13 protein-coding genes are annotated in these 13,319 nt (G+C 46.0%); 9 read left to right on the forward strand and 4 right to left on the reverse strand.

From position 1 onward, the window contains the following. Positions 1 to 7: 7 nt before the first annotated feature. Positions 8 to 1,138 carry a glycoside hydrolase family 88 protein gene (locus HP548_RS03360; protein ID WP_175380889.1) on the forward strand — a complete coding sequence of 377 codons (1,131 nt, stop codon included), beginning with the start codon at positions 8 to 10 and terminating at the stop codon, positions 1,136 to 1,138. Positions 1,139 to 1,259: 121 nt separating this feature from the next. Here HP548_RS03360 and pdxA read toward each other — a convergent pair whose 3' ends face one another. The 4 genes from pdxA to HP548_RS03380 form a co-directional block, all read right to left on the reverse strand. Next, positions 1,260 to 2,261, reverse strand: coding sequence for a 4-hydroxythreonine-4-phosphate dehydrogenase PdxA (pdxA, locus tag HP548_RS03365; RefSeq protein ID WP_175380890.1), 1,002 nt, complete (start codon positions 2,259 to 2,261; stop codon positions 1,260 to 1,262). After that, positions 2,258 to 3,553, reverse strand: coding sequence for a four-carbon acid sugar kinase family protein (locus HP548_RS03370; protein ID WP_175380891.1), 1,296 nt, complete (start codon positions 3,551 to 3,553; stop codon positions 2,258 to 2,260). The genes pdxA and HP548_RS03370 overlap by 4 nt, the downstream gene beginning before the upstream one ends. 62 nt (positions 3,554 to 3,615) lie before the next feature. After that, on the reverse strand, positions 3,616 to 4,602 hold the full coding sequence (locus tag HP548_RS03375; protein WP_064641229.1) for a 2-keto-3-deoxygluconate permease: 987 nt from the start codon (positions 4,600 to 4,602) through the stop codon (positions 3,616 to 3,618). Between the two features lie 166 nt (positions 4,603 to 4,768). Continuing rightward, the gene (locus HP548_RS03380) at positions 4,769 to 6,478 is read right to left on the reverse strand and encodes a sigma-54-dependent transcriptional regulator (protein WP_246317896.1); all 1,710 of its coding nucleotides are present in this window, start codon (positions 6,476 to 6,478) and stop codon (positions 4,769 to 4,771) included. 174 nt (positions 6,479 to 6,652) lie between these two features. Between HP548_RS03380 and HP548_RS03385 the strand changes: the two genes are divergently transcribed. From HP548_RS03385 to HP548_RS03420, 8 genes are all read left to right on the forward strand, one after another. Then, entirely contained in the window at positions 6,653 to 7,120 is a 468-nt protein-coding gene (locus HP548_RS03385; protein WP_076291968.1) for a MarR family winged helix-turn-helix transcriptional regulator, read from the forward strand. Next, positions 7,104 to 7,958, forward strand: a complete 855-nt coding sequence (locus tag HP548_RS03390) for a class I SAM-dependent methyltransferase (RefSeq protein WP_175380892.1) — start codon at positions 7,104 to 7,106, stop codon at positions 7,956 to 7,958. The genes HP548_RS03385 and HP548_RS03390 overlap by 17 nt, the downstream gene beginning before the upstream one ends. A gap of 142 nt (positions 7,959 to 8,100) precedes the next feature. Next, entirely contained in the window at positions 8,101 to 8,805 is a 705-nt protein-coding gene (locus tag HP548_RS03395) for a PspA/IM30 family protein (RefSeq protein ID WP_175380893.1), read from the forward strand. Between the two features lie 45 nt (positions 8,806 to 8,850). Beyond that, complete coding sequence (locus HP548_RS03400; protein WP_175380894.1) at positions 8,851 to 9,882, forward strand: TFIIB-type zinc ribbon-containing protein; 1,032 nt, start codon at positions 8,851 to 8,853, stop codon at positions 9,880 to 9,882. Positions 9,883 to 9,905: 23 nt separating this feature from the next. Continuing rightward, positions 9,906 to 10,685 (forward strand): TPM domain-containing protein, encoded by a 780-nt coding sequence (locus tag HP548_RS03405; RefSeq protein ID WP_175380918.1) that lies wholly within the window; start codon positions 9,906 to 9,908, stop codon positions 10,683 to 10,685. 71 nt (positions 10,686 to 10,756) lie between these two features. Beyond that, on the forward strand, positions 10,757 to 11,773 hold the full coding sequence (locus HP548_RS03410) for an SPFH domain-containing protein (RefSeq protein ID WP_063566468.1): 1,017 nt from the start codon (positions 10,757 to 10,759) through the stop codon (positions 11,771 to 11,773). Positions 11,774 to 11,973: 200 nt separating this feature from the next. Next, the gene (locus tag HP548_RS03415) at positions 11,974 to 12,201 is read left to right on the forward strand and encodes a DUF896 domain-containing protein (protein ID WP_063566529.1); all 228 of its coding nucleotides are present in this window, start codon (positions 11,974 to 11,976) and stop codon (positions 12,199 to 12,201) included. Between the two features lie 135 nt (positions 12,202 to 12,336). Then, complete coding sequence (locus HP548_RS03420) at positions 12,337 to 13,299, forward strand: ring-cleaving dioxygenase (protein WP_175380895.1); 963 nt, start codon at positions 12,337 to 12,339, stop codon at positions 13,297 to 13,299. Positions 13,300 to 13,319: the final 20 nt, after the last annotated feature.

Here is a 13,319-nt window from a genome sequence, read left to right on the forward strand (position 1 = left end):
TGGTTCCATGTGGAAAAAAGCTATTGAAGATGCACTTCATGTCACCCGACGTAATATAGATCGATATGATGGGCGCTTTCCCCATGTTAGTAATGGGGATGAGCATTATGTGCTTAACGATAATACGGAGTGGACGGCAGGGTTCTGGTCAGGCATCCTGTGGTTATGCACGGAGTATACTCAGGACCAGAGGTTTCGTGAGGCTGCCGTGGATAGCGTCGATAACTTCCGTCGACGAATGGAGCAGAAAATCATTTTCGATCATCATGATATTGGCTTCCTTTATTCGTTGTCTTCTAAGGCACAATGGATTGTGGAGCATGACGCCGCTGCAAGGAAACTCACGCTGGAAGCAGCTGATATGCTGATGAAACGCTGGCGGGAGGATGCTGGACTGATTCAGGCTTGGGGGCGGAAAGGTGATGTGAATAACGGAGGGCGAATTATTATCGATTGCCTGCTCAATCTTCCGCTGCTGTTCTGGGCGTATGAGCAGACCAATAACGAGGAGTATCGCCGCGTCGCCGAGCTGCATGCGCTGAAAAGCCGCCGTTTCCTCGTTCGTGGAGACGACTCTAGTTACCATACCTTTTATTTTGACCAAGCTACCGGAGAGGCCATTCGAGGGGGGACGCATCAAGGCTACAATGACGGTTCTACCTGGACTCGCGGACAGGCATGGGGGATATATGGTTTTGCACTGTGCAGCCGCTATCTGCAAAGTGCAGAGATGCTGGAGACAGCCAAACGTCTTGCCCGTTATTTCATTGCCCATCTTCCGGAGGATGAAGTAGCGTATTGGGATTTTGATGTCCCGCAAACGTCAGATACGAAACGGGACAGTTCTGCATCGGCTATTGTTGCCTGTGGTCTGCTGGAAATTGCCGGGCGGCTTGATGAAGCCGATCCTGAGCGGGAGGTTTTTCAGAACGCAGCGGAATCGTCCATGAAATCCTTAATTAATCACTACTCCACGCAGGGCTCGGATACAGCCGAGGGTCTGCTGAAGCATGGTTCATACTCCGTAAGAGGTGGAGATTCACCTGATGATTACACGATCTGGGGCGATTATTTTTATCTTGAAGCGTTGATGCGTCTGGAACGAGGTATTCCTGGCTATTGGTACGATCGTCCATAAAGTGATTATGAACAAGTTCCTTGCCGATGAATCAAAATATTCTGGCCCAAAAGAAAAAGCAGCGATTCTTCCGTGACGACAGAATCGCTGCTTTTTAATCTTTATATGTGAATACGTGCTGTTAAATTTGTGCTTTGGGCGCAAGCTCAATGGCGGAACGGATGGCGGCCAACATGCTTTTGTCATCGGCAATGTTTTTGCCTGCGATGTCAAAGGCTGTTCCATGGTCTACAGAAGTACGGATAATGCCGCCTTTGAGACCTACCGTAATGTTCACACCTTCTTCAATGCCCATGACCTTAATTGGTGCATGTCCCTGATCGTGATAACAAGCCACAACGATATCAAAATCACCACGGCCAGCGCGGAAGAATAACGTGTCCGCTGGAAGTGGACCAACGACGTTAATGCCTTCCTGTTGCGCACGTTCGATGCCGGGCTGCAGTTTTTCTTCCTCTTCACCATTACCGAACAGTCCGTTCTCACCTGCATGCGGGTTGATACCACAAACAGCTACACGCGGATTTTCGAAGCCGGCTTTTTTCAACGTATCATGAGCAAGTTTAACCACAGTGTATGTTCTTTCCGGGTTGATGCTCGTAATGGCATCAATCAGGCCCATATGTGTCGTAAGGTGAATTACTCGCAGATTGGGTGTAGTCAGCATCATGGAGAAATCTTCTGTATCGGTCAGATCGGCCAAAATCTCGGTGTGACCTGGATACAAGTGCCCACCCAGATGCAGGGCTTCCTTGTTCAGAGGCGCCGTGCAGATGGAGTGAATGTGCTGTTTTTTCGCTAGATCAATGGCTTTCGCCAGATACTGAAATGCTGCATCTCCCGCAACGGCAGATACTTTTCCATACTCCAGATCGGCAGGAATGAGATCCAGATCAATAACGTCCACAGTACCGAATTCATACTTGGCTTCGGATGGCTCATGAATAGCATTTACCTTCAGGCTCGATCCGATGACAGGCAGGACACGCTCCAATATTTTTGCATCGCCAATGACGAGTGGATTGCAATTGTAGTAGACCTCCTGATGGCCCAATGCTTTCATAATGATCTCGGGTCCAATACCTGCTGCATCGCCCATTGTAATTCCTACAGTTGGTTTCATACGGTAACTCCTCCTTTTAATTTCTCAATCGCATGGATGAAGACGTCGGGCTTGCCGAACCCGCCTGCTTTGGTGATCACGTGCAGATCCTCAATTCCAATAAATTTCGATATCGGTACACCAATTTCAAGCTCATCAAGCAGCTCAAAACCGCTGATATTCCACTTCATACAGATTTGCTTAGCTGTATCTCCGCCCGTCATGGATACACCTTTGAAGTACCCATTCTCCAGCAGCGTGGCACAGATTTCACCTATGGCCCGTACAATTTCATTGCTGACCTCGGTGTGATTAAGTCCTCTGACTTCACCCGTAGCACGGGCTAGTTCAATATCTACCTGTTCGGCGGTCGAATAGAGGACAACGTCATTGCCTTCTACGGCTTTGGCCATCACTTCCTCATACACACGATCGATTTCTTGCTCACGATCTGCCGATCCCGATACGGCTTTGAACGAGTGGAACGGGATGGATGATACGTTGGTTTTCTGTAGCAACTGCTTGAGCTGCTCACGAGAGTTTTTGTTCACACTCCCTACAACAGTGAGGATCGGACCTGGATTTGCCGGAATGTTTAATTCCGCAGACTTGGCTCCCAAACCGTAATGAGTGGGAAGGTAGTTCGCGATCCCTGCTGAGCCTGCCCAGGCAAATGAATAATCCAGCTCACTGGTGATACTCAGAACCTGCTCCAAGTGCACCTCATCCGTCGAGTCGACGAGAATATAAGGAACGCCGTTTGCCTTAAAGGTTTCCAGCTGCGTCTTCACATGATCTGCACCCGATTCAAGATCACTCACCGTAATCTCGCCAACTTCATACTTGGTCTGGAGCTTGAGCAAATCCGGAAGATATGAAAGAGTCACAGGTGTCTTCGGATCATTCGCAATCTCGGTATCGGCCAGTGGAACCCCGTTCAGATAATGTGTGCCATTAAGAATGGTGCGGTTGTTCTTGGGATAGCCCGGGGCAATCATCATGAAGTCCGGTTTGACCACATCGTACAAAGCGTCGATCTCGATCCCGATGTTTCCGCGCATGGTTGAATCCATTTTTTTGAAAATGGTGCCAAATCCGTTCCTTAACAGCAGTTCTGCTGCTCGACTAACCCGCTGATACGCATCCTCCGGTGTGATGGAACGGCTATCGGTATCAAACACGACCGCATCGTAATTACGAATGTTATCTTCGTCCATGTTGAATAGTACGCTTGTCTTTAATCCATGACGGGCAAGCTGCACCCCGCTGTCATTGGCGCCGGTCAAATCATCTGCAATAATGGCTAATTTCATGCAGTCATCCCTCCTTGAAAATCCAAATTAAATATAAGTCCGGTCAGCTAAATTCAATGCATTTATGTGGATGGTCTTTGATTGTATTTCTCGACACCGCCTGATTTCTCCAGCCTTTTGGAAAGGAATCCGATGAAGATCGGCAGTAGAATGGCAGTCGTCACAACACTTGCAGCAATTTGTACTGTAGCAATCTCGGCAATAGGGGCAAAAGAAGCATTTGCCGCCACGATGGCAGCAGGTGTACCTACAGCGTTACCGGCTGTGGAACCTTCCGAAGCTCCGACAATGGGATTCCAGCCAATGGCTTTGAAGAGCAGGTAACCGACGCCGCCAGTAATCAATACAGTAATTACACCCAGCATAATGCCGCTAAGTCCGCCTTGAATGATGGACGAGAAGTTGATTCCCATACCCAGTGAAAAGGCGAAGAATGGAACGAGCTTGTCGCTGCCTTTGTGCAGCCATTCAGCAAGGTTGCGATCCAGGTTACCGATAACAACACCGACGATCAGTGGAAGCAGTACGGCTACAAAAGCCATCGGGGAGAACATGCCGTTGGCGAAGCCCATCGCACCGAAAATAGAGAGTGCAACCATGGTGAGGAACGGTCCATCGCTGAGTGCGAGGAATGGATAAGCAGCCTTGTCATCCTCTTTGCCGTATTGTCCGGCCAGCGCGATGTACAATCCACCATTGGAATTCGTCATTGCAGCGATAATAGCAAGCGGTGCCAAACCAAGGAATAAACCATTGGAATCCGCAAAATAGATGGCGATCAAACCTAATATTGCACCAACTGCCCACTTGAACACAAGCAATGTAACGCCTTTACCAACCGAAGAACCGGCTGTCTTGAACGTAATTTGTGTACCAGCAATCAACAGGAACAGGGCGATCAATGTACTTGAGCTATTCACGAACAGGGCTTCTGTGAAACCCCCGATTCGCAAAGCATTCGGAAAGAATGTGTTAATGGTTGCACCGAGCAACAGGGGAACAACCATCATACCGCCAGGAATACGATCTAATGTTGCTTTAATGTTCATAGTAGTGGCTCCTTATGAAGTAATCGTTTTTATAAAGCGTTTGCAGGGACTATGTTATCCCATATTGTTTATTTTAGCAACACTTAATTATTGTAAATTTCAAGAAATAGTTATAAGTGTTTAAATATGCAACACATATAATCGTAAAAAAAGCGTAAACCTAAAGTTACTCTTTAAGTTTACGCCATAACGTGGCACGGTTAATCCCTAAGCGTTCGGCCGCCTTGGATTGATTATTGTTTTCCTCATGTAGAACGAGTTGAATAATCTCTTTTTCGATTTCTTTCAGCGTACCACTGAGTTTCATCGTATTGGATGAGGGTTGTTCACCGAGCAGATGTGATAAGGTCTCAGCTGAGATCACGTAGTCCTGTTCGTTCAATGCAGCCTGTTTGATAAGATGCCTCAACTGGTTCACTGTCATATACGGAACTTGATTTCTAATTAGCTGCAACGCATCCTCTTTCATCTTCACCGCAACCGTTCCATACTTCTGGTAGTAATCACTGAGGAAATGCTGGATTAGTGGCGCAAGATCCTCCTGCCTGTCTACAAGGCTCGGCATAATGATCGTATTCAGCTCGACATCCAGCGTTCTGTTTGGATTCAATCCCTTTTCCCCCAGGATGAATACCCCGATCTGCCTCTGTAGACAGGTCTGAATGAATGAGATCAATTCCTCATCCTTCGAGCCATCTTCCAAATGATTAATTTCCACGTTGCGAACTTTGGAGAGGGGAATTTTGTGCAAATGGCCTGGAGGAACCTGAGCAAGCTCGATTTGGAGCATCAGCCCACCGCTGGAGTACATCTGATGAATATGTTTTACCAGAAAAGACTTGCCCGAATCCGCTTCACCTAGTAGATAAATGGGTTCATGGTTCTCGTAAACCGCCCGGATATTTTTCAATACGGCCTGCATGGCAGGGGATTCGGCAACGATCGGCTCCATGGATATATCGGTATATGCCGTTATGCCGAATTGTGCAAAAGCATAGGGCTGTCCTTTTTCAAGGGAGTATACTTTATAGGTTTTGTTATTTAACGTTGTTTCATAGGCCGTTACCGTAAGTTGGTAATCATCCACGATGAACACATTCTGAACTTGGGATTGATGGAAATCCAGGTTGGTATTGGTGAGATAAATGTGATTATCAGTGAGTGGATTCTGCTCAAAATCGGTCAAATTCTCAAATACAACCTCGCTCTGCTCGTTTAAAACAAGAAGATTAGGATGCTCTTGGGTAACCAGATTGTTCAGTATGACGGATATCGCGTGATTTTTACTTAAGTACCGATATACCAACTGTGCATCTTCAAGCGCTCTGAGGATGGATTCCTTGCCAGACTGGATCAGCAATCCTTCCATTCCATAGGTTTTGGCTGTATTCACGGTGATAACATCGCCAACAATCTGACGGTACCCTGACGCTTTCAGCTCCAGTAACAGCCGTGCCACATCCTCGGAACTGCGTATAGTATACACCTTTAAAGGCAGTTCCATTAGATCGATAATCGACTGTGCCCCTGAAGTAATGTTGGCAAAGCCAACGATAGCGGTTTGGCCGTTGAACTGGCTTGCGAGCGTTAGCGAACGAATCATGTCATATCCGGACAGCTGCACATCAATGACGGGAATGGTTACGGCTTCCTTGATTAGTTGGGCAGTACCGCCGCGGCTAATCATAATCTCCGCTCCGTTTCGTTCAGCCTGTGCCGCCAATTCGGCGCCTTTCATCAGGTCGCCCACCTCATATTGAATGGCCAACTGGGGGAATAGCGGAATACATTCTTCTATAATAGTAGTCATGGATTCGTAAGGGGCGATAATATGAACTCGTGTACGCATAATTTTCCTGCCTTTTATAAAAATCATTCATAGTTCCTGCTGGTACATCAGACCAGAGGGCTTTCCTTATTATAGCCAACTTGCAGAGGAATGGCATCCCTGCGCCAGCGGAGTTAGTAAAGCAACCCAACAAAGCGCGAGAAAATATTTATTTGCTTTGCGCAAACAAATAAATTATGATCAGATTGGAGGTGATCATTTTTGGCAAGTAATCGAGATGAGCTGGAGAAGTTGGCTTACGGTACGTTAAGAATAGTTAAAGAATTTACGCATGCACAAAATCTTCGGTCAGATCTGGACCGTCTAACGTTTGAGATTCTATTGTTTGTCAAGGAACAAGGAGCTGTGAGGATCACCGATATTGCCAGCAAACTAGATTTGAATCCCTCATCAATCACCCGGAGAATTCAGGGATTGAAACTGTCTGGTCATATCGTTGCGGTCTCAGATCCGAATGATTTACGGTCCAGTTTGGTTACCTTATCTCCATTGGGAGAAGAGGTATTATCTGATTTCCTGAAAGTGAGTATTGATGGTTTGGCACATATCTTGCGCGATTGGAACGACAGTGAGGTTCAGATGTTTGCCGAACAATTATTAAACTATGCGGATTCCATGCGTACATGGCGCCTGGCTAAAGGAGCGGACTCAAATGTCGGCCAAAAATGAAAACCCTGACCAAAGTAAGCAATATGCTAATTCGGGTAAATTCAACGCGAGAATTCATTTGCATAAAACATACAGCACGAATCCATATCCCTGGCCTCTTTGGGTCTTTGATCAATTTCCAAAGAAGGATTATCTCAGGGTTTTAGAGTTGGGTGGTGGAAACGGATTATTGTGGATGGCCAATGCCGAGCGCATTCCTGATCATTGGGATATAACCATTACAGACAAATCGTCGGGGATGCTTCAGGACGCCCAGCGCAATCTTGCTCATCTTGGGGAACGTGCCCAATGGAGTGTCATGGATGCAGAGAAAATTCATTATCCCGATGAAAGCTTTGATATTGTAATTGCGAATCATATGTTATATCATCTTGGGAATTTGGAGAGGGCATTGTCCGAAATCGGGAGAGTGCTTAAGAAGAGCGGGACCTTTTATGCAAGTACCATCGGTTCACGAAATATGGCCGAGATGAAAGAGTTGGTAAAAGAATTTAATCCTGATAGCCAATATGACCGTGTTCTTGGCATGATTGAGTCGAAATTTTCCATGGAGAACGGAAAGCAACAACTTGAACATGCCTTTACTGATGTGCAATTACATGTGTATGAAGACTCGCTTTCCATAACAGACTCAGACGCAATAGTCGAATATGTATTATCCATGAACGGGTTGGAAGGAAATGAACAAGTCATGAGTCTTCAGGAAGCGCAAGCGTTTAAAGTCTTTTTGGATGGGAAAATGAAAGAATCAGATGGGAAGATACACATTAGCAAGGCTTCTGGAATGTTCTCTTGTACAAATGCCAGAATTGTTCATTCTTCAACTAATCCATCCTAATTTATGAATTGAGTTCTAAAGACGGCGTTCTCCGAAAAGCGGGGGGCGCCATTATTGTATTTTGGGAATAAGGGAAATGAAACCTTCAACCTCATATTCATGTATTATAGTACATATGAACTGATCGAAGGAGGAACGAATGATGGGAATCTTATCGAGGTTTAGGGACGTGATGAAAGCGAATGTGAACCATGTGCTGGCTCGGACGCAAGATCCGGAGAAGACGGTGAATGAATATATGCGGAGCTTGAGCAGTGATCTGGGTCAGGTGAAGGCAGAGACGGCTGCGGTTCTCTCGGATGAGAGCCGGGCGAAGAGGGCTTTGGACGAATGCAGTGCAGAGATTAAGAAATTACAGCGGTATGCAGAGAAATCTGCGGAGTCCGGTGATGAAGACAAGGCACGTAGTTTTCTGGAAAAGAAGGCAGAGCAGGCTGAGAAACGGAATGAATTACAAGCTGCCTATGATCGGGCTTCTGCCAAAGCCAAAATGATGAAGCATATGCACGAGAAGCTGGTTGCGGATATGGGGCAATTGGAAGCTCGGCATACGGAGCTGAAGGGCAAAATGGCTGCTGCCAATGCGCAACAACAGGCCAATGAACGGAACGCTTCCGCTGCCAATGCGAGTGCTGCTCTAAAGGCGATGGAAGACAAGGCGAATCAGGCGCTTAACGAAGCTGAGGCTTTGGCTGAACTTCGTGCTGGGGCACAGGAAGATGATTTGGATGTACTAATTGCGCAGTTGGAGCAGCAAATGAATGCCGAAGCGGGTAATAATGCACAGGTGACGCCGACTCCAGAGGAAGAGCTTGCAGCAATTCAGAAGAAATTGGAAGATAAATAAAGATATATTAAGATAATACATTTCGTTAAACATTGAGGTGAGCAAATGCCGGTAATCGAGTACAAGTGTCCCAACTGCGGCAGTGGAATGCTTTTTGATAGTGCAACTGGAGCGTTGTCCTGCCCCAGCTGCGGACGCCAGGATAACATCGAACAGATCCCCGATCCGCTGAAGAAACAGGTGTTCACGGAGAATGAGGTCAAGGAGTATCACTGTAACAGCTGCGGCGCGGATATTGTAACTGAGCCGGAGACAAGTGCAACGACATGCAGCTTCTGTGGAGCCGCCGTTGTTCTGAGTGATCGACTGACGGGAGATCTGGCACCGGCCATGGTCTTACCCTTTTCGATCAGTAAGGATGAGGCCAAGCAAGCGTTCAAAAAATGGTGCAGAAACGGCTTACTGACACCTAGCGGATTCATGACAGCTGACCGGGTCAAGAGCATTACCGGGATATACGTGCCCTTCTGGTTATATGAGTTACATAACAAAATCGAAGTTCATGGCCGTGGCACAAAAATTAGAACCTACACGCAGGGTGATTATCATTACACGGAAACACAGCATTTTGATATTTACCGGAGAATCCGGCTGAACTATGTGAATCTGCCCATTGATGCATCGGAGAAAATGAAAGATGAACTGATGGATAAGCTGGAGCCATTTCCGTATAACCAGTTAAAGCTTTTCAAAACCCCGTATCTCGCCGGGTATATTGCGGAAAAATATAGTTATACGGATGAGGAGCTGTACCCACGCGCCAAGGAAAAAACGAGCTCTTATATCGATTCTTATATTGCATCAACGGTTTCAGGTTATAACAGTGTCAGTTACACAGATAAACAGATCGATACTACGTTAAAAAATGCAGACTATGTGCTGCTCCCGGTATGGATGGTTTACTATGACTACAATCGTTCGCAGTATACCTTTGCCATGAATGGTCAGACAGGTAAAGTGGTGGGTATACCGCCTATTAGCAAAGCTAAAGTTGCCGGATGGTTTGCAGGGATTTCAGCCGTTTCCTTGTTGTCATTGAAACTGGTCTCCTGGATGATGGGAGGTGGATTCCTGTGAGAAAAGGAAAACATTTGGCATGGATGGCAACACTCATTTTATTTGTGATTACCCTCGCTTCTCCATTGATTCCAATGTCAGTAGCATCGGCAGCAGATAGCAAAAACCTGATTTACGATGAAGCTAATCTGCTGAACGAGCAGGAGAAAAGTGAACTGAACGCATTGGCGAATGAGTATGGGGCGGAGAGGCAGACGGATTTTGTTATTCTGACAACGAATAATACACAGAATCAGGATGTACAGCTGCTGACCGAGGATTTCTATGATGAGCACGCTCTTGGGTATGACAAAGCGAATGGAAATGCGGTCATTCTGACGATGGACATGAATAATCGGGAAGTGTATTTGGCTGGATTCTATAAAGCTGAAGATTATCTCGACAACGGTCGGTTGCAATCAATCCGAAGCAGGATTACCTCTGAATTATCTAGTGGGGATTACAAACTCGCTTTTGAGAAATATATTAAGCTTTCCTATAAATATATGGGGTATGAACCTGGTGTGAACCCGAACAATATTTTATTTAACGGTTGGATCCAATTAGGAGTATCTGTATTAATCGGAGGCGTTGTTGTTGGGATTATGACTTACCGTTCTGGCGGACGTGTGACGGTCAACCGGGCGACCTATGAAGATTCAAGTACTTCCAGTGTAATCGATCGTCAGGATCGGTATATTCGTACTACTGTAACCAAACGCAAAATTGAGAAGAACAACAATAACGGTGGCGGAGGAGGCGGTGGGGGCGGAGGTACCAGCCGAGGCGGTCATTCGCACAGTGGTAGTAGAGGATCTTTCTAGCAGGAAAAACAACAACTCAACTTATGTCATGATGATGCAATATACTTACTATAGAAGGGATGGGAACGAGTATGGGATTTTTCAAAAATCAATTTTCAAATGTGGTGGAATGGGAAGAGTTCAGAGATGATATGATTTTCTGGAAGTGGAGTAACCGTGAGATCAAGAAGGGAAGTAAATTGATTATCCGTTCGGGGCAAGATGCGATCTTCCTGAATAACGGCAAGGTGGAAGGGATTTTTGAGGACGAAGGGTCGTTTAATATCGATTCCGAGATCATTCCGTTTCTGTCTACCTTAAAAGGATTCAAGTTCGGATTCAACAGCGGCATGCGGGTCGAAGTGCTATTTGTGAATACGAAGGAGTTTACGGTTCGGTGGGGTACGCAAAGTCCGGTATTGATTCCAACTCCTCAACTTCCAGGTGGAATGCCGGTTCGTGCGAATGGTACGTTTAATTTTAAAGTGAGTGACTATGTTACATTGATCGATAAAATTGCGGGTATCAAGCAGAGCTATCTGGTCGAGGATGTTAAGATCCGGATCACGTCTGTGCTGGATCAGTTGCTAATGAAATGGATTAGCCGTGAGGGTAAGGATATGTTCAACCTGCAGGCGAATGCTTCGGATATTGCCAAAGGAATTCAGGAAGATCTGGATATGCAAATGATGGACATCGGGATCGGAATTACAGGCTTCCAGGTGATGAGCTTCAATTACCCGCAGGAGATCCAGGATATGATTACGAAGACCGCTTCACATGAAATGATCGGCAATTTGCAAAAATATCAGCAGGTCAGCATGACTGATGGCATCTCATCCGGTAAAGTTAAAGGCGGCGGCGCTGCTTCGGATATGGCGGGCATGATGATGGGCATGAACATGGCGAATGAAATGATGAAGAACATGAATCAGAACCAGAACAACCAGAATCAGAATTCGGATCAAAAACCTGCGGCTAATCAAAACAGCGATGCAGGTGCATCTTCTTCGTCTGGAGACAATAAAAAGCCGAACTTCTGTCCAAACTGTGGCGCCAAGAATGAAGGTGCAAACTTCTGTCCAAACTGTGGTCAGAAGTTGGGTTAACCTATATCTAAATATAAGAAGGGCTTACTCTAAGATCATACTTTGGAGTAGGCCCTTTTTTTCATTCTATTTTAAATGGTAGAAAACGGTTGACAACGGAGCATAAATCATTTATCTTTAAATTAAGATATTTAATTTGTATATAAATTACACTCAAAAAACAAATATCTTAATTCCGATTACGAGGAGAGATCAAGATGATGATTCCAACATTGACCAGAATAAATGAACTTTCAAGAAAAGCCAACGCGGCAGGGTTGACGGAGATGGAGAAAGCAGAACAAATTCGTCTGCGCCAGGAATATCTGCAAACCTTTCGCGGTTCGATCAACGATATTCTGCTAAATGTAACCATCTATGATCCGAACGGCGATGACGTCACTCCGGATAAACTGAAACAGGAACAGGCCCAACAAAATAATAACTGAATCAGTTCGGTATATTATCTTAATATTAAGATTAAGATAATATACGTCTATAAATATAAATAAAACACCTATAAGACGATCTACAAATAACCCTTCCCATACAAAAATGATCTATAAACCTAGGAGGAAATGATGATGACAATTCAAACTGCAGGTATTCACCATATTACAGCTTTTGCGGGAGATCCGCAGGCTAATGTCGACTTTTATGCTGGTGTCTTGGGACTTCGGCTTGTGAAAAAAACAATCAACTTCGATGCACCAGACGTTTACCATCTGTACTTTGGGGATGAGAACGGAAGTCCAGGTACCATTATCACATTCTTCCCATCAGCCGGATCACCGCGAGGCAAAATTGGTGGCGGTCAAGTTGGCATCACCTCATATGTGATTCCACCTGGGACTATTGGCTTCTGGCAGGATCGGCTGGAGCAGTATAACATTGAGGTAACCAAAACAAGTCGTTTTAACGAAGAGCTGCTGCAATTCGAAGACAGCGAGGGCTTGCGTCTGGAACTGGTTGAACGTGAAGAGGGCCCAGCCAGCACCTGGGTGCATGAAGGCATTCCAGTGGATAAAGCCATCAAAGGATTTGGAGGTGCCGTGCTGTTCAGCGTCAATCCGCAGAGAACGATGGATGCGCTGAACAAAATACTCGGATTCACCAAAGTAGATGAAAATGAGGAGTATGTACGATTCCGTTCCGTCGGAGATATCGGTAATGTCGTGGATGTTCCTGTCACCCGGATGGCTTTGGGGGCAGGCGGAGCAGGGACGGTCCACCATATTGCGTGGCGTGCCAAAGATTTTACAGAGCACGAGCAGTGGAGAGAAGCTGTACAACAGTACGGCTATCAACCAACCCCAGTTCGGGACCGTCAATATTTTAACGCAATCTACTTCAGAGAAGCGGGCGGAATCCTGTTCGAAATTGCTACCGATCCTCCTGGATTCGCGAAAGATGAGCCTGCGGAGTCGCTTGGACAGAAACTCATGCTGCCTGAGTGGTTTGAGCCATATCGCGCCCAAATTGAAGGCAATTTGCAGCCCATCCAGGTAAGAACGGTAGAGCCTTCGCATTCTATGATGGCACGTTAAAAAAGAGGCAAGAACAAGCA

Source organism: Paenibacillus taichungensis (genome assembly GCF_013359905.1).
GTDB lineage: Bacteria > Bacillota > Bacilli > Paenibacillales > Paenibacillaceae > Paenibacillus > Paenibacillus taichungensis.